Raw genomic sequence first — 17,884 nt, forward strand, 5'->3', positions numbered from 1 at the left:
TTGCTACTATATTTAGCAGATCTGATTAGTTATTTTTAGAAATCTTTTGAAGGTAATCTTCTGTCTCAGAAACATCTTGTCCAGCTTCTTTGCCTAAGTTAATCGCTTTTTGAGCTGCATCAATAGCTTTATCAGTTTTACCTAATGCTTGATATATATGTGCCTGAGTATCCACATTGGCATAGTTAGCGTCTAACATTACAGAACGATTAATCCATGATAATGCTTTCTTCATGTATTTAGCTTCAACGTCATTTTCATAGTATTTCCAAGCATAAGAATTTAATGCTCTACTAATTTTATTGTTATCGTCTAAAGTGCCTACTAACTGATCTACAGCATTGTTTACTTTAGCATAGTTCTTTTTTCTCAAATAGAAAGAAGGTCTTGCATTATTAATGGTAGTTGTTGCCGCTTTTGTAGGTAGTGCTTTTTCAATGGCTTCAATTTGTTTTTCAAATTCAGCTTCGGAAACATTATTTCTAATCGCAGGTCGGATAGTATTAAAACCTAATGATTCAATTGCTTTATCAATTTCCTTTTGTTCTGTCTTTAATTTTGGAAGGTAAGTAAGAAGACCACTATGAATATCTGATGTATATGAAGCACTTATAATAAGTGCAATCACTTCCTCATCTTTAAAATCTTCATCTGATAATTTTGCCAACCATTTCTTTAACATTTCAGTGTCAGGAGAATAAGCCTGATACGTTTTGTTAATATAAGATTGTAAATCTTCTTTTGAAGGGTTATCAGTATTATATACTCTATTCTTTAGTGTCAGAAGTTGATTCTCTGGATTCAATGAAGCTTTAGCCATTTCAGCAAATTTTTGGGCATTCATTGCACCCACAACTCTATCCACTAGTTGACCATCGGCATTAAAGAATAGTAAAGTAGGATAAGCTCTTACCTCAAATTTTTTGGCTAGCTCAATTCCTTCACCTTTTTCCATATCGATAGCAACACTAATGAAGTTTTCATTCATGACATCACCTACAATTTTTTCTGGAAAAACTTTCTTTTTCAACATTTTACAAGGACCACACCAAGTGGTATAGGCATCCATAAAAATGTATTTATTTTGTTTCTTCGCCTCCGCTTTTACCTCAGCCCAAGTACCTTCAAAAAATTGAACACCTTGAGCCATAGAAGCAATACTGAAAAGTAATAAAGAGAGAATTGAAATGGTCTTTTTCATCTGGAAGTTAATGATTAGTGAAGTATTTTTTTTAATTAAATTGTAAACTACTAAAGTTATTTTGATATGCATTATTGTTAAAATTAAAATAACTTAATAATTCTTTTTATGATATATTAGTAAGTTGAAATATATCATTTTTGATATCTCATCTTTCAACCACTTCAATGTTTTTCTTAGGAGTTCTTATCTCTACAATTATGATTAAAGGTTAAGAATTATACTTTACACAGGGTGTATTCTAATTTTTCATCCTTTTTTTTTGATTTAATAAATATCTCCCTTCGATTAAGAGTAATAAATACCTTTATCAATCATGTCGTTTAACTATACTGCACCAAAATGAATTGAATTGAATAAAAATGAATCGAAGAAAATTTTTAAACATTGGAAGTAAAACCGCTTTATTATTATTAGCGTCCAATGAAATTTTAGCTAGTACCAATAAAATAAATAAACTAACAGGTGATTTTCTATTTGTAGAAGCAGAACAATTTGACGACTTGGGAGGCTGGGATGTTGATCAGCAATCAATGGATCAAATGGGTTCCCCTTATTTATTAGCACATGGTTTAGGGGTTCCTGTAAAAGATGCCACAACTAAAGTAACATTTTCAAAAAGAGGGAAATATAGGGTTTGGGTAAGAACTAAAGATTGGGTTGCTCCTTGGAAAGTTGGGGGTACACCTGGTAAATTCAATCTAATTATTAATGACCAAACATTAAAGGAAACATTTGGAACGAAAGGTGCTGAATGGCATTGGCATGATGGAGGTTTAGTGGATGTCAAGAAAAAGTCAACACTTAAACTTCATGATTTAACTGGATTTGAAGGGAGGTGTGATGCTATCTTATTTTGTAGAGATCATGATTTTACACCAACAGATGATATAAAAGCGCTCACTAAATTCAGAAGGAAATTATTAGGTTTTCCTGATCAACCTGTAGAAGGTGGTAATTTTGATTTTGTTGTTGCAGGCGGTGGTTTCGCAGGGACAAGTGCAGCCATTTCGGCAGCAAGAAAAGGATTAAAAGTAGCTTTAATTCAAGATCGACCTGTCTTAGGAGGAAATGGAAGTTCCGAAGTAAGAGTATGGCCTGAAGGACATACTTGTCAAAAGCCCTATCCACACATTGGTGAAATTGTAGATGAAATATCGCCTGATGATTTAGATAGAGGTAAATACGGAACTAGAAATGCCCGTTTGGGAGATAATTATTTTGATGATAGAAAAATTGAAGTGGTAAAAGGAGAGCCGAATATCACTTTGCTTTTAGAAGAAAGAGTGATTGAAGTGGTAAGTGATAACTCCACTATAAATGCTGTCATTACTCAAAACACTAAAACAGGTGTTCAACAAAAAGTTGAAGGTAAATACTTTGCAGATTGTACAGGTGATGCTTCAGTTGGTTTCTTGGCAGGAGCAAAATATAAAATGTCTTCTTCTAATTTTATGGGTTCATCAAACATGTGGAGTGTACTCGATGCAGCAGATAAAGAAGATGTATTAGAATGTGAGTGTAAAGATAAAACGGCCTTAACATTATCATGCGAAGTGGGAGAAGTTGAGCAACCTTTTCCATCATGTCCTTGGGCATTAGATTTATCAGATAAACCTTTTCCAGGAAGGTCTAATTACAAAGGTCAATGGGGATCGGAAGATCCTTTAGGTAATTTAGGTGGATGGTTCTGGGAAAGCGGTTTTGATAAAAACCCAATTACAGATGTTGAAAAAATTAGAGATTTAAATTTTAGAGCTATGTATGGTGCATGGGATGCACTAAAGAATGTCGATAAACTTTACCCAAATCATAGACTCGGGTGGTCTGCGTTTATTTCAGGTAAAAGAGAGTCAAGAAGGTTAATGGGGGACATACAATTAACGGCTAATCATTTTAGAGATAATGTTCAATTTGAGGATGCAGTTTTTCCTTGCTCTTGGGGAATTGATATACATAGTGCACATCAGGAATTTGATGAAGGAGTAAAAGGAGAAGAGTTTATTTCTTTTGCCACAACGGGTAAAGGCTATGATTATGAAGGGCCTTATTGGGCACCCTATAGAACACTTTATAGTCGTAATATCAATAACCTTTTTATGGCTGGAAGAAACATTAGTGTTAGTAGAGATGGATTAGGTCCTGTTAGAGTGATGAAAACATGTGGGATGATGGGAGAGGTTGTAGGTTTAGCCGCATCTATTTGTGTAAATAAAGAGGTAACTCCAAGAGGAGTTTATCAGAAACATTTACCACAATTGAAAAAGTTAATGAATGAACCATCAAGTAAACGTTTATAATTAAAATTTATGCATCATTTTTCAAAACTAACACTAAAGGTTATCATAGCGTCTTTGTTTTTTATTGTTTTTGCACAATTAAAAGAGAAAGAAGACGTAAAACATTATACTCTTAAATTAGGCAAGGTAGCTTTACACTCAAAGTTCGAAGACAAAGAGTGGAGCCATTGGGGTGGATCCATTATTAAAGATGAAGAAGGTATTTATCATTTATTTTATTCTCGTTGGAAAAAAGAATTGGGATGGGCATGGGTGACTCATTCGGAAATTGCACATGCTACCTCTTCATCACCAGATGGTCCTTTTGAATTTAAAGATATTACCTTAACTCCTAGAGATGCTGAGTATTGGGACGGATTATGTACTCATAACCCTACTGTCCATCATTTTAATGGAAAATATTATCTGTATTATATGGGGAATACCGGAGATGGTAAAGTGATGGGAAGCCCTGGTGATATACAATTGAATATTCTTCATAGAAATAATCAAAAAATTGGAGTTGCCGTAGCCGACCACCCTAATGGTCCTTGGACAAGGTATGATCAACCATTAGTTGATGTCACTAGTGATTCTTTAGCCATGGATGCTTTAATGGTAAGTAACCCAAGTGTTACTCAAAATAAAGAGGGTGATTTTCTAATGGTATACAAAGCTGTGGGTAAAAAGCGAAAAGGAAAGTGGGGAGGACCTGTTGTTCATTGTGTGGCTACATCGGATTCGCCATTAGGTCCATTCAAAAAATATTCTGAGCCAATATTTCAATCAAAGAATCATGATTTCTCTGCAGAAGATCCGTTTATTTGGTATCAAGACAATCATTATTTTGCTATTGTAAAAGACATGCATGGTGCTTTTACTAAGCATGGTAGAGCTCTTGTGCTATTTCATTCAGAAAATGGTTTCGATTGGGAATTATCTGATAATCCACTAGTCAGTAAATTAGAAATTAAATGGAAAAATGGGCAGGTGCAAGTAGTTGATCATTTAGAACGACCACAATTATATCTTGAAAATGGTCGTCCTAAAATACTATCATGTGCAGCTGATATAAAAGATGAGAATGGAGTATTACAATCATTTAATGTACAAATACCCATTGTATCTTTTGATGCAAAATAATCTCATCTTAATCTATGGATAATGTCTTTATCATTTAATAAAGAAGAATAAAGAATACCACATTCATTCATAAAAGTGTTTTTTTGATTTAAGGGTAATGGGCTTCCATCAAAAGAAGTAGCTTGTAAAGTTAATTCTCTAAATATGATAGAAGAGGATGCATAATCCCATATACTACCATTCCCTAGATTATTTTTAGGGGGTTTATAATAAAGTGCAGGAGCATTTTCAATCACCCACATCGCATTCATACAAGCACCGCCAAATGAGATCTCTTTTTGGGGCTTTAATACTTCTTTTGCTTTTTGATAATGAGGTGTTTTTAAAAAACTCCGGTCACAAACTAAAGTAGAAAAGGGTTGGTTTTGCCAAGTGAATAGTTGATTGTTTTTGTAGGCTCCATGTCCTTTTGCAGCATGGTAGAGATCTTCTTTTATAGGGTTATAAATAACACCTACTACTGCTTCTCCTTTATTGGAGACTAAAGCAATACTGATAGAGAAACCTTCTTTTTGTTCAGTAAATGGAAGTGTACCATCTAAAGGGTCAATACACCAGAAGTATTCTTTTTCAAAGCGTGAAGAATCATCAACAGATTCCTCTGCTAAAATGCCAAAATCATAACGGTCTGTTAGAGGTTGAAGTGAGGAAAGTATCAAATCTTGAGCTTTTGTATCTGCAATAGTAAATGCTTCATAAGCAGGGTTTTCCAATCCTTCCTTTTTTTCAACACTAACTCCCTTATGGTAATAATACATTACCAAATCACCAGCTTTTTTAGCAGTCTCTTTGGCTGTTTCTACAATTTCTAATAGGTCAATACTCATGGCTAATCTACTTTAGACTTGCAATTACTTGGCGACAAATTTTTTCTGAATAACTATTGATTTTCCAATGACCAGGGCTCCAACCTTTTAAAAAACGATGAAAGTCAGCCCATGCAATAGGGTATAAACGAGTCCATTCTTCTTTTAATTCTTCAAAATCTACATCACTTTGCTTTTTGAGTACAGCAGACTCTAGTTGATCAAAATAGTATTGAAGTATGTCCTTTTCATATTTTTCACAATCTTCTTCGTACAGGCAGCTTCCAACAAAATAGGCGAGGTCTTTCATACCACATCCACCACCAATATATTGAAAGTCTACACTTGCAACTGATTGATGATCCTCAGAAAAACAAAAATTAGCCAATTTAGCATCTCCATGAACAAGTGTTTTGTATTTTGCATTATTCAAAATATCATCGATATTTTTAGCAGCAGATTTTAATGGGATATCGTCCAAAACATCTAATTCATCTGGTCTAGTATCCAAATGCCAATACGTACCAATATCCCATAGGTCTATAGGTGCTGTATTTAAAAATTGAGCATGGAAATGAGCTAACCAATCAATACATCCTTTCATTTGCTCCCAATTGGCATTCCCAAGTCGAGAAGGATAGCCAACACTGTCTAAGTCTTCCATGACAATAACGACGTCCTCATCAAAATGTTGAACACCAAAACATTGAGGAATTCTACAGAATTCATCTGCTTTTTGACTAAAATTCTGATAAAAATTTGTTTCAACTTCATAGGATTTGACCTTCCTTTGATGAGATAAATCGGTATTCCATCCCCTCGGGTGATTTTTAACTTTAGATAATTGTACATGCTTTACAATTACGGTAGCTGAACGGCCACCTTCTAAGAAATACCTTTTTATACTTCCATACCCACTCCAGAGAGATTGGATTTCCTCCGTTTTGCTAATTGATGTCGCTTTAACGGTAGATAATATATATTGATTGATTTGATTCATAATACTATTTTTTTCAAAGATACTTAACCTTTATGATCTCTAATAATGTATATGATTTAGTATTATCGTATCTTTAATTATTGATTAAATGTATTACAAAATGAAAAAAATAGCACTAATTGGAGGGGTAACTCTCTTACTAACATTCATCGTTCTTTATTTCACGTTACCAACCATTGCCTATGGTTTCAACGCGTGGTCTATGGGGTTAACTTGTATTATTACTGTAATTTTAATAATTGAATCTGGTTATTCAGGAAAACAAATTACTGTTTTTAAAACGGTAGGGAGTATTGTTGTCCTTTTGCTATTAATATATACATTTTTATTACCAATGATTACTACCTCTGCTGTTATTAGAAGTGGTGCCTATAGAGATTTAATTGGTGAAGTTAAAATGGGAAAGGATTTCACGGAACAGGTGGCTCCTATATCAACAGAAGAAATTAGAATTGTAGATCAATATACTGCCAATAGATTAGGTGATAAAGTATTAGGTTCTATCCCTTCATTAGGATCACAAGCTTATTTAGGAGAATTCAGTATACAAAATGTTAAAGGTGAACTTTTTTGGGTAGCACCGTTACTACATTCTGGTTTTTTTAAATGGAATAATAATAAAGATGGAACGCCAGGATATGTGATGGTATCTGCTTCTAATGAAAGAGATGTTAGATTAATTCAGGATGTTAAAGGGAAACCAGTACGCATAAAATATCAACCTGGAGCTTACTTTGGATCTGATTTGAGTCGTCATGTTTATTTTAATGGTTATATGACTAAAGGTTACACCGATTTTTCTTTTGAAATCGACGATGAAGGCAATCCTTATTGGATCATCACATTATATAAAAGAGAGGTGGGCTTTTCTGGTGAGAATGCCACAGGTGTAATTGTAGTTGATGTAGCTAATGGTGACATCAAAGAATATTCTATTGAAGATGCTCCGAAATGGATAGATCGTATTCAACCAGAAAAATTTATTTCTAGACAATTGGATGACTGGGGTGAGTTTGTGCATGGATATTTCAATTTTTCTAATAAAAATAAATTAACTACAACTAAAGGAATTTCATTAGTATATGGTTCTGATGATCGTTCGTATTGGTATACTGGTTTAACCTCTGTAGGAAGTGATGAAGGAACAGTAGGATTTGTGTTGGTTGATACAAGAACAAAAGAAACAGTTTGGTACCGTCAAGTTGGAGCTACAGAACAAGCAGCTAGATCTTCTGCGATGGGTAAAGTGCAAGAAAAAGGTTACGTAGCCTCTTTTCCTATCACCTATAACATAACAGGTATTCCTACTTATGTGATGTCTTTAAAAGATAGAGCTGGTTTAATAAAAATGATTGCGATGGTTTCTGTAGAGGACTATACTATTGTTGGAGTGGGTAATAATATTAAAGAAGCATTACGATCTTATAAAAATAGTTTAAATAGTAAAGGCAATTCAATTAGTGCGGGTTCTTATGATGAATCTAAAGCCATTGAAGCACAAGTAAAACGTATTGCTAATGATATTCGAAATGGTAATACCAATTATTATATTATGTTAGAGGGACATCCTCATAAATTATTTGTAGGTTCGTCTTTAATTTCTGGAGAATTACCAATAACACAAGCGGGCGATAGTGTTCGTGTGAAATATGATGAAAATTCTACTGAAATTATTGACATAGTAAATTTCGATAACTTAAATGTTGATCTAAAAAAGAATTAAAATGAATGGTGAAAAAGATCCTTTACACGGGGTGAAATTAGCTGAGATCCTAGAATTTTTAGTTGATTATTATGGTTGGGAAGAACTAGGTAATAGGATACGGATCAATTGTTTTAATAGTAATCCTTCTATAAAATCAAGTCTAAAGTTTCTAAGAAAAACTCCTTGGGCTAGAGAACAAGTAGAGGCTTTATATGTAAGTAAAGCCAAATATAAATAAAAAGAAAAGGGAGTATAATTACTCCCTTTTTTTATGCGATATGAGTCATCTGATGAACGATAAATTCTTCTACAGCACCTTCTGTTGCCTTCATATACTCGGATAGATGTGGGTTGTTCATATGGGTTTCCCATAATTCTTTATTTTCCCAGTTTTCAAAGAATAAAAATTGATTTGGGTTTTCATTGTCTTGATGTAAATCATAATTAATACAACCTTTTTCTGCCCTGGTCACTTCAATTAATTTTAGTAACTCTGATTTTACAAGATCTCTTTTTTCCTCTTTTGCTAAGATTCTAGCTACAATAGTCAATTTTTCTTGAGACATATTAATTCTATTTATTGATGAAGAATAAATATAGCTTTTTGATAGTTGAAAGTTGTTGTACAATAGCAGGTTATTGTTGTGAAATTTAAGGTTTAGAAAGATTTATTTTTATAAATAATTAAGAAACAAAAGTCCTTTACCCTCGTAAAAAGAGTATTAGTTAATATGGTTGAACCCATAATAAAATCAATAAGCTAAAGTGCTAATTTTATAATTGAGATAACGATTTAGACTTTAAATAAAACGACCTAATAAAATGAATGAAGATTGGAGAAATATATTAATAGTGTTTGTAATTGGTTTGATAGTTACAATAATCACTTAATTAAAATCGATATAAAAAAAGAATCCTCAATGTCTAGAACATTGAGGATTCTTTTTTATTGAAATAAATATTCTTTTCTAATCATTAAGTAGGAATAGGCATCTTCCTTCTTGATAGATTTCTTTTTCGGTTTTTTCTTCTTCTCTTTCTTTACTTCCTTTTCATTGTTTTGGCTTTTCACCAATTGGATGTTTAATCCTTGTGCTTGAGTTGAGATAGAAAAGGTAAGGAAGATGATAATGGCACTAAGTAAATGTTTCATAGTCTAGTTCTATTTAAATCTACAATTAGGTGTAGATATTATTGGTAATAATTTAAGTTTAAACAATAATATTTATAAATATTCACACTATCAAACTTTTTAACTCTTTTGACTATTTTGTTACTTCCTTTTAATCAAATATCAATTTGTTCACTTTTTATAAAAGGTGAATTAAAAAACGGAAACAAAATTTATGGTTTCCTTGCCTTATATGGATTTTATAAATGCCTTCAGGCCAATCCTTACAATTAATTTCTGTGTTTCCTTTATGTGTTGACTTATAAAGTAAAATATTATTTTTCACAGAATGAATTTCAACCTTAAATAGTTCTCCTATTATAGGTGGGTAAACTGTTGTCGTATCTTGTACTAGAGTTGGATAAATTCTCCAGTTACTAAAAATACTCAGATTTTCAGTAGAATTGTTTTCAAGTAGCATGAGCGAGTAAGAATCTTTAATGGGTTATTTCAAATTTAAAGGGCCGTCAGAATAGAAACAACCTTAAGTATAATAATACCTTATAAGTACCATTTGATTCTTTTATTAATTATATATCATGATAAAATTTCTATGAATCCTTTTAAAGGAAATATAGAATTATCTGAATCTATCTTTTTTGTTCTTTTCAAAGATGGTCACAACTATCAACACATCTTAAAAGAAATAACTATAATCAGAATGGACTTATTTGGTATTATTTATTTGAATATCTTAATGTATGATTTTTAAGCTAACCATTTTTTCTTCTTGAAATAAAATAACATGAAGATAGTAATGATTATCATGATAAACCACATCGAGTAATAACCATATTGGTAATGTAATTCTGGAATATTATCAAAGTTGGTACCGTAAATACCGGCAATAAAAGTAAGAGGAATAAAGATGACAGAGAAGATAGTTAATGTCATCATTACACTGTTTAGCTTCGAACTAATTGTAGTGTGGTAAATATTTAATTGATCCGATAGAATCTCACGATAACTATCCGCAATTTCACTGGCTTGCTTCGTGTTATTTAAAAGTTCATTAAAATAAGCTTTATTTTTTTTCTCAATAAATAGAGGTTGATATTTATTGAGTTGATTAAACATTTCTAAAATAGGCTTAATATTTTTTCTAAAGTTATTTACTACCTTTTTATAGGAAATAATTTCATCAATAATTTCCATTTTTTGATTACTTAAGAGGATATTCTCAAATTCATCAATTTCTTCACTAATTTCTCGTATGGCATTAACTGAATGATCTACAATAATGTCAAGTAGATTAAAAATGAGATAATCAACATTACTACCTTTTATCTTCTTTCTGCCAATTTTTATTCTTTGGATTAGAGGTCTAAATAAATCCTCATCTGTTTCCTTAAAAGTTAGTACACAGTTTTTATATAAAACTAAACTAAAATGTTCTTCATTTAATTTTCTTTCTTTTTTGTTATACCCTAAAATTTTCATTGTAATTAAAAAAGCATTGTCATACTCTTGAAATTTAGGTCTAGCAGTGGTATCAATTACATCTGATAAGATATGAGGGTTAATTTTATTGTCTTTTAATTGTTCTATCAAAGGCACATCATGTATCCCATTAAAGTTGATCCAAGTAACAGAATCAGAATCAACATATTCACGTGCCTCTTCAACAGTTTTTATATTTTGTTCGTGAAAATGATCAGGTCCGAAATCCCTTAATGTAACAACTACATCGTTGGTTTTTTTTTCGCCAACGAATACGAGATCCTCAGGAGATTTTCCAATTGTTTTTTGTTTAAGAAGGCTAAACTTTATCATACAGTTTTGAAGCGTTTGAGTCGAAAAATGAACATTAAAGCATATAAATACTCTAATTGTGAAAAAAAAAGTTAGAATAATTAAATATTCTTGTTCAAAATAATCATCAAATAATACTATTTGATAAAAGGTTTAACAACCGATTGCAAACCTTATTATATGTTATTTCAATAAGTAATACATTAACAAATATATAAACAATGTCCAAAAATCATTAAAAAACTAATATATAAAGGTGATTTTTCTCTACTTATTTATTCAAAATATAAGATTATCTTTAAATCTGAATTCAATAGTGATTAATATATATTTATGAAGAGCCTTAAAAAAATACTATTTATTTTATTGACTTTTTGTTCTTTTCAGATCCATGCACAATCTTTTACTGGAGAACAAGTCAACCAAGGGTATGCCATTTTTGGTAATCAAGTATCATTTATTTTTGATGAATTGATTTATGATAAACAACCCAGTAGAGTTGTGGTAACAGGTGCATTTAGAGGTTGGGACGACGATCTCGATACACAAGAATGGGACTTAAAGAAAACAGGACAACAATGGATTTTGACACTCGATAATTCCGATTATAAAGTGATTGGTCCAACAATGGAATTCAAATTTAGAATTAATGATGGTGAATGGTTAGGGCCATCGCCTGTTTCTAAAAATGAAAAAGGAGGAAATTTAGTGTTTATGATGGATGCGGTTCTTCCTGGACTTAAAGCAGAACTAAAAAATGAAAATTTAATTTGGGCAACCATAATAGGAGATAGGCCATTAGATCCTTCAAAATATTTAATAACAAATGCACAAGGAGATACAATTAAAGTAAAAGGTGTTTTACCAAATGAAGCAACTACAACTTTAATAGTTCCTGCAGAACCTCTAAACAAAAAGAGGGTTTATTATTTACACATGCCTGATCAAGAGTTAACTGCCTTTTGTTCTTTCGATGGATGGTTTAGAGAAACTTATTCTACAAAAGAATTGGGGGCAAACATTGATAATGGCAAAACAACTGTTCGTTTATTTGCTCCAAGAGCTACGGGGGTGAAACTTTATTTATACAATGGAAAAGACGATAAGAAGGCGGAAGAAGTAGTTGAAATGAAAGTAGATAACGATGGTGTTTGGGAAGCCTTTTTTGATGAAGATTTACACGGCACTTGGTATGATTTCACTATTCATGGTTATGATGATCCGGGTAACTTATTTTATGAAACAACAAAAGCTCATGTTTCAGACCCTTATACAAGAGTAAGTGATGATACTTGGGGTAAGTGTAGAATGTGGAGACGTACTACCCCTGCCACACCTTTAAAAGGAGGAATTCCTGCAATGGAAGATGTGATCTCTTATGAAGTACATGTTCAAGACTTTACAGATCGTTTACCTGTTGATGCATCTATTAAAGGTAGATTAGCAGCAATGCATAAAACGGGATTGAAAAATAGTAAAGGTCAAAAAATTGGGTTTGATTATTTGGTAGATCTTGGTGTAAATGTTATTCATTTAATGCCAATTCAGGAGTACTTACATTACCCAACAGACGATTGGAAAGCCTCTTTTGAGAATGATGAATACATGAAATCTCAAGGGGTAAGCGAAGAAAATTATCAATGGGGTTACCGTACTACTCATGCTATGGCAGTGGAAACTCGTTATAGAACAGTTGGTAAAGAAGCGGGAGAAGAAAGAAATGAATTCAGAGATTTAGTGCAAGCATTTCACGACAAAGATATTGCAGTAATTATAGACATTGTGCCTAATCATACGGCAGAAAATATGGATGGCAATAACTGGATCTTCAATTTTAATGGTATCGATAAACAATACTATTATAGAACGAAAGATTTAGAGCATATTGGCGACTATGGTAACGAAGTGAAAACAGAAAATCGTCCAATGACTCAACGTTGGTTGATCGATCAATGTCAGTATTACATCAAGGAGTTTGGTATTGATGGATTTAGAATTGATTTAGCTGGACAAGTGGACGAGCAAACATTAATTGTTTTAAAAGAAACTATTGGTCTAGATAAAATCGTTTATGGTGAACCATGGATAGGATCTAATGATCCAGAGTTTGAAGGAAATCCATCATGGGATTGGTACAAAGAAGATTCTCCAATCACATTCTTCCAAGATGATTCTAGAACTGCTTTCAAAGGGCCGGTATTTAAGCTGACAGATCCTAAAACTGACCGTGGTTGGGCAGGAGGTAAATCTTCTGATCGTGCTGCAGTGATGAAAGGGTTAGAAAATTCTAATAAAGAGGATAAAACACCCACATCAGGAATTACTTATTTAGATATTCACGATAATTTTGCTCTTTCAGATCAATATGGTGGCGAAAAGTTTGATGGTCGTACAAGTGTTGATCAAGATAACTATAAAATTGCTGTTACATTAATGTATACATCATTAGGACCTATCGTAACGAACGGAGGTTCTGAAATTATGCGTTCTAAAGCAGATGCCCCATTAAAAGAGGTATTCAAAACCACGAATAAAGGGTATAAGGTGTACATGCACGGTTATAGAGATACATATAATCATAGAACAGCCAATCAATATGCTTGGGAGACTGTAGGTCAAGAGCCTCAATCAGGAAATACCAATGATTACAAAAACATGCTTGCGTTTTGGCGAGGTATGAATGAATTGAGATTATCAGAAATTGGTAAAGTATTCCGTTTAGGTACAGAAGTGCCTGAAGGATATTATCAATTTATTACTCCTAAAAATGAAAATCAGTTAGGGTACATCGTAGACAATAAGGTATTTGTTCTTCTTAATGTTGACGAAAAATCAAACAAATTTGATAACATAGAATTACCTGAAGGAAACTGGAAATTAGTGGCCAATAATAATGCAGTAAACATCCAAAAAGGGGTGAAAGATGCTGATAAGAAATTGTCAAAATTAAAGGGTGGTAAGCAAAATATTGAAATGCCTGCTACTTCTTTGAAGATTTGGGTGAAACAATAAATGAAATATGTAAAACTATTATTTCAATAGCTATAGATATTTTATCAAAAAAGAAAGAGGTAATTTCATAGGGTTATGAGATTACCTCTTTCTGTTTAAATATTTTATCGTAAAGGGTAAGTGTTTTATTGAATGATTTCTATACTATTCGATGAAGTAATTACTTGATAGATTGATAATAATACAATACATCTTCGTACATGAATTTTTGTCTCAATTGATTACTTACCAATTAGAGATTCAATAAATATATTGATGTATATTTTATCTTTACCTTTTTTTTCTTCTCTTAATATACCTAATTCTACACATGACTTCATCAATTTTGAAGCGGTTACTCTTGTAATTGATAACCCATCTTCAAGATATTTCAAACGTGTATATCCTTGAATAAACAGTAAATCTATTAATCTAGGATCGTATGCTTTTCTTAATTTTTCTTTTAACAAAGCATCTAGTTCTTTTGTTCTTTTATTAATTTGATCAATGAGATTAATAGTATCTTTACAGGCATCTTCTATAGTATTTAAAAAGTAAATTACGTACTCTTCAAACCCAACACCTTGGTTCATGTTTTTAAGATGTTTATAATATTCTGTTCTAGAATTATTAATATGATGTGATAAATAAAGAATAGGATAGTCTATTACTCTTTTATGAATTAAATATAAGATATTTAAAATTCTACCTGTTCTTCCATTACCATCAAAAAACGGGTGAATACATTCAAAATAAAAGTGTAGTAAAGCTACCTCAATTAGCGCATCAATATTTGGGTCATTATTAAAAAATGAGGTAAAAGAGTAAAAGAATTTTTTGACCTCATATTCTGTTTGAGGTGGAGTAAATATTATTTCTCCGGAAACATCATTTTTAATTACTGTACCAGGGCGATTTCTTAAACCTTGATTATTACCTACTATTATTTTTTGAATTTCTAGAATGCTACTTTCAGTCAAAATTCCAATAGAATTGATAGCTTCTAATCCTTTATTTAATGCAGCTTTATAATTTAGGACTTCCTTTTCAGCTTGAGAAGTAAGTTTTGGAATTTCAAGAGCAGTATATAATTTATCATAAGTAGTAACTATATTTTCTATTTCACTTGATTCTTTTGCTTCTCTTAAAGAAAGTGTATTTAATAAAATATTTGGATTTGGTAAAAGCTTTGCTGATTGATTAAGTCTTTCAACATATTTTACCGTTTCAGTCATTTTCTTGAAGATTTTTATCGTTTCAAGATTCGTGATGTTATCAGGAAAATCATTAAGATCAAACATATTTGTATTTATTTTCCTATCAATTTAATCATATTACAGTGTAACAACAACAACATATGTATAACATTCGAATAATGTGTGTATATATGTATAGTTTTCAGTGGTTGTTTATGTTTATTTCAAATAAAAAATCCATCAATATTTAAATTTTGATGGATTTTTTATACAAGACTTTAAAAATTAGTGATATAAAATCTCATCCATTTTACATCCCTGACCCTTGTGGTCTAAAGAAAAACTCTTCCTTCACTATTTTACCATCTTTTACTTCATAAACGGCTATTTCAGAACTATTACTCCTTTGACCAGTAGGTTTAAATGTTGCATCCATACCTAATACTATAGAAAAGAACTCATCTGCAACAATAGGTGCTGATACGGTAAATCCGTGTACTTCCATCATTTCATCGAATTGTTTTCCTTTTTGAGCTAGACCCTCTTTTCCTTTTACTTCTTTTACAGGAGCACCATCAGGTTCGATACTTACACAATCATCTGCATAAAGTTCCGCATGTGCTGTAGCAAAGTCACCTGCTTTGCATAGTTCGACAAGTCTGTCGGCAATTTCTTGAATAGACATAGTTAATATTTGGGGTATATAATAAATGATATATCAAATTATAAATCATTTAATGAAATAGCAAGAGGTAGAAATCAATTAACATGATGTTTTAATCATGGTTTTAGACGTTTCGGAAAAGAGTTGTCCTTTTCATGCTTCCATATTTCTGTTTGGGTATTTAAAATGGCTGTTTCGGTAAAAACATTCATCAAGGGGTAGTGAAAGTGCGTTATTATAATTGTAACAAACGATAAAACAGTTGAAAATTGCTACTAACTACTAACATTAACTAAACCAATTGAAAAGACTTAGCTAGAAACTAGACCAAAAATATTAGGTATTGAGTTGTTTTTATCAGAATAAAAATCACAAAATACCAACGATTAGATAGATGAATAGATGAAGACTTAGTTAAAAACTAGACCAATTAAATATGACTTGCTAAAGACTTTAACCAAAAAATATACATTATCAAGTTGATTTATACTTAAATAAATCAATGCGATAGAAAAGAGTTAGATAGATGAATAGATAGATTGAGACTTAGCTTTAAACTAGACCATTAAAATGTAGAAATTTAAACTTAGCTAAAAACTAAACCAAAAGTTATACAAGGTTATTAAAAGAAGTTTGATCGTTAATTTTAATCATTAAGACATTAAAATTGATAGATAAATACAGAACAGATTTAGTATTCGTACAGCACTAAAGGCTTTCGACATTTCGAAGGTCTTTTTTTATATATTCTATTTTTTTATTGATAGGAAGTGACTATTTGAAGAAAATAAGAATCATTTGTAATCCATTAATCATTTAGATTCTTTAGAAATAAGGTTTTAAAAAAAATATCCTTAATTTCGCATGTTTTTAAATTAAATCAATTTTTAAGAAAGAGAAACAATGAGTTTTCAACTATCTTTTCCAAGTAATGCATTATTTGTAGGGCATAAAAACCCTGATACTGATTGTACATGTTCGGCAATCGCAGCAGCAAACTTATGGGGTGGTACTCCAATCATACAAGGTGAATTAAACCCTGAAACAACTTTTGTTTTAGAGCAATTTGGTGTTAAAGCACCTGCTTTTGAAGATAACTTTGCAGGAAAAGATGTTGTAGTGGTAGACCATAACCAAACCACTCAATCTGCTGCTTCTATGACTGAAGCTAACATCCTTTCTATTATTGATCATCACGCAGTTCAGGATAACTTCTTTTTCCAAAAAGGACCTATCCATATTGATATGCGTACTGTAGCTTCTTGCTGTACTATTATTGCTGATTACTACGAAGAAATGAATGTAGAAATCACTAAAGAAATGGCAGGTGTAATGTTAGGTGGTATTCTTTCAGATACATTAGCATTAACGGTACCTCATACTACTGAAATTGATAAAGAAATTGCTGCTAAATTAGCAAAAATTGCTGGTATCGAGGATGTGGCAGATTTTGGTCAGCAGATGTTGATCGCAAAATCTGATCTTTCTAAATATACTGCAGCTGAAATCTTAAACTTAGATTATAAAGATTTCATTTTTGGTGATATCAAAATCGGTTTTGGTGTTTGCGAAAGTTTACTAATTGATAAAGTAAAAGCAAAGCACGATGAAATTACAGCAGCAATGATTAACAACAAGAAAGATGGCTACTCTGCATTGTTCTTTGCTTACGTTGATCTTACTACAAATAACTCTGTAGTTATTGGAGCTGATGATGCTGACTTTAAAGTATTGGAGCAAGCATTTGGTATCTCTAAAAGTGATTTAGGTGTTGCTTTGGAAGGGAAGATTTCTCGTAAAAATGATTTTATTCCTCCTGTATCTGCATACTACAACAAGTAGTAGGTATTCGAGTTTTAATATAAAGTTGATGCTATTTCGATAGCATCAACTTTTTTTATGCATTTGTGTTTTAACTTCAGTATTTTGTGATAGAATCTCTGCACCCCATTTTTGATATTTGTATTCACCTTTAT

15 protein-coding genes are annotated in these 17,884 nt (G+C 31.8%); 6 read left to right on the top strand and 9 right to left on the bottom strand.

The features are described 5' to 3' along the window. Positions 1-25 precede the first annotated feature (25 nt). Entirely contained in the window at positions 26-1,201 is a 1,176-nt protein-coding gene (locus NH26_RS21370; protein WP_158021998.1) for a thioredoxin family protein, read from the bottom strand. 362 nt (positions 1,202-1,563) lie between these two features. On the opposite strand from NH26_RS21370, the gene NH26_RS21375 reads away from it, so the two are divergent. Both NH26_RS21375 and NH26_RS21380 read left to right on the top strand, forming a co-directional pair. After that, the gene (locus tag NH26_RS21375; protein WP_044226372.1) at positions 1,564-3,501 is read left to right on the top strand and encodes an FAD-dependent oxidoreductase; all 1,938 of its coding nucleotides are present in this window, start codon (positions 1,564-1,566) and stop codon (positions 3,499-3,501) included. A 9-nt stretch (positions 3,502-3,510) separates the two neighbouring features. Then, positions 3,511-4,623 (top strand): glycoside hydrolase family protein, encoded by a 1,113-nt coding sequence (locus NH26_RS21380; protein ID WP_052432164.1) that lies wholly within the window; start codon positions 3,511-3,513, stop codon positions 4,621-4,623. A 2-nt stretch (positions 4,624-4,625) separates the two neighbouring features. Here the strand turns inward: NH26_RS21380 and NH26_RS21385 are convergent, their stop codons facing one another. Both NH26_RS21385 and NH26_RS21390 read right to left on the bottom strand, forming a co-directional pair. After that, positions 4,626-5,450 carry a 3'(2'),5'-bisphosphate nucleotidase CysQ family protein gene (locus NH26_RS21385; RefSeq protein WP_052432165.1) on the bottom strand — a complete coding sequence of 275 codons (825 nt, stop codon included), beginning with the start codon at positions 5,448-5,450 and terminating at the stop codon, positions 4,626-4,628. Between the two features lie 7 nt (positions 5,451-5,457). Beyond that, positions 5,458-6,429, bottom strand: a complete 972-nt coding sequence (locus tag NH26_RS21390) for an oxidoreductase family protein (RefSeq protein WP_139263225.1) — start codon at positions 6,427-6,429, stop codon at positions 5,458-5,460. 100 nt (positions 6,430-6,529) lie between these two features. On the opposite strand from NH26_RS21390, the gene NH26_RS21395 reads away from it, so the two are divergent. Both NH26_RS21395 and NH26_RS21400 read left to right on the top strand, forming a co-directional pair. After that, a complete protein-coding gene (locus NH26_RS21395) occupies positions 6,530-8,152 on the top strand; it encodes a hypothetical protein (protein WP_044226428.1) in 1,623 nt (540 codons plus the stop codon). A 1-nt stretch (position 8,153) separates the two neighbouring features. After that, entirely contained in the window at positions 8,154-8,372 is a 219-nt protein-coding gene (locus tag NH26_RS21400) for a VF530 family protein (protein ID WP_044226374.1), read from the top strand. Between the two features lie 31 nt (positions 8,373-8,403). Here the strand turns inward: NH26_RS21400 and NH26_RS21405 are convergent, their stop codons facing one another. From NH26_RS21405 to corA, 4 genes are all read right to left on the bottom strand, one after another. After that, a complete protein-coding gene (locus NH26_RS21405; protein ID WP_044226375.1) occupies positions 8,404-8,700 on the bottom strand; it encodes a putative quinol monooxygenase in 297 nt (98 codons plus the stop codon). Positions 8,701-9,080: 380 nt separating this feature from the next. Then, a complete protein-coding gene (locus NH26_RS21410) occupies positions 9,081-9,287 on the bottom strand; it encodes a hypothetical protein (protein WP_044226376.1) in 207 nt (68 codons plus the stop codon). Positions 9,288-9,444: 157 nt separating this feature from the next. After that, positions 9,445-9,726 carry a T9SS type A sorting domain-containing protein gene (locus NH26_RS25885; RefSeq protein WP_044226378.1) on the bottom strand — a complete coding sequence of 94 codons (282 nt, stop codon included), beginning with the start codon at positions 9,724-9,726 and terminating at the stop codon, positions 9,445-9,447. A 287-nt stretch (positions 9,727-10,013) separates the two neighbouring features. Then, positions 10,014-11,078, bottom strand: a complete 1,065-nt coding sequence (gene corA / locus NH26_RS21420) for a magnesium/cobalt transporter CorA (RefSeq protein WP_044226379.1) — start codon at positions 11,076-11,078, stop codon at positions 10,014-10,016. A gap of 312 nt (positions 11,079-11,390) precedes the next feature. Here corA and NH26_RS21425 point away from each other — a divergent pair, with 312 nt between their 5' ends. Beyond that, entirely contained in the window at positions 11,391-14,069 is a 2,679-nt protein-coding gene (locus NH26_RS21425) for an alpha-amylase family glycosyl hydrolase (RefSeq protein WP_044226380.1), read from the top strand. Between the two features lie 221 nt (positions 14,070-14,290). On the opposite strand, the gene NH26_RS21430 is transcribed toward NH26_RS21425, so the two are convergent. Together NH26_RS21430 and NH26_RS21435 are read right to left on the bottom strand one after the other, a co-directional pair. Continuing rightward, positions 14,291-15,349 (bottom strand): Fic family protein, encoded by a 1,059-nt coding sequence (locus tag NH26_RS21430; RefSeq protein ID WP_044226381.1) that lies wholly within the window; start codon positions 15,347-15,349, stop codon positions 14,291-14,293. A 205-nt stretch (positions 15,350-15,554) separates the two neighbouring features. Further along, the gene (locus NH26_RS21435; RefSeq protein WP_044226382.1) at positions 15,555-15,929 is read right to left on the bottom strand and encodes a nuclear transport factor 2 family protein; all 375 of its coding nucleotides are present in this window, start codon (positions 15,927-15,929) and stop codon (positions 15,555-15,557) included. Positions 15,930-16,811: 882 nt separating this feature from the next. Between NH26_RS21435 and NH26_RS21440 the strand changes: the two genes are divergently transcribed. Beyond that, positions 16,812-17,750, top strand: coding sequence for a manganese-dependent inorganic pyrophosphatase (locus tag NH26_RS21440; protein WP_044226383.1), 939 nt, complete (start codon positions 16,812-16,814; stop codon positions 17,748-17,750). Positions 17,751-17,884 lie beyond the last annotated feature (134 nt).

It is taken from the genome of Flammeovirga pacifica (assembly GCF_000807855.2).
In the GTDB taxonomy this organism is placed as follows: Bacteria; Bacteroidota; Bacteroidia; order Cytophagales; family Flammeovirgaceae; genus Flammeovirga; species Flammeovirga pacifica.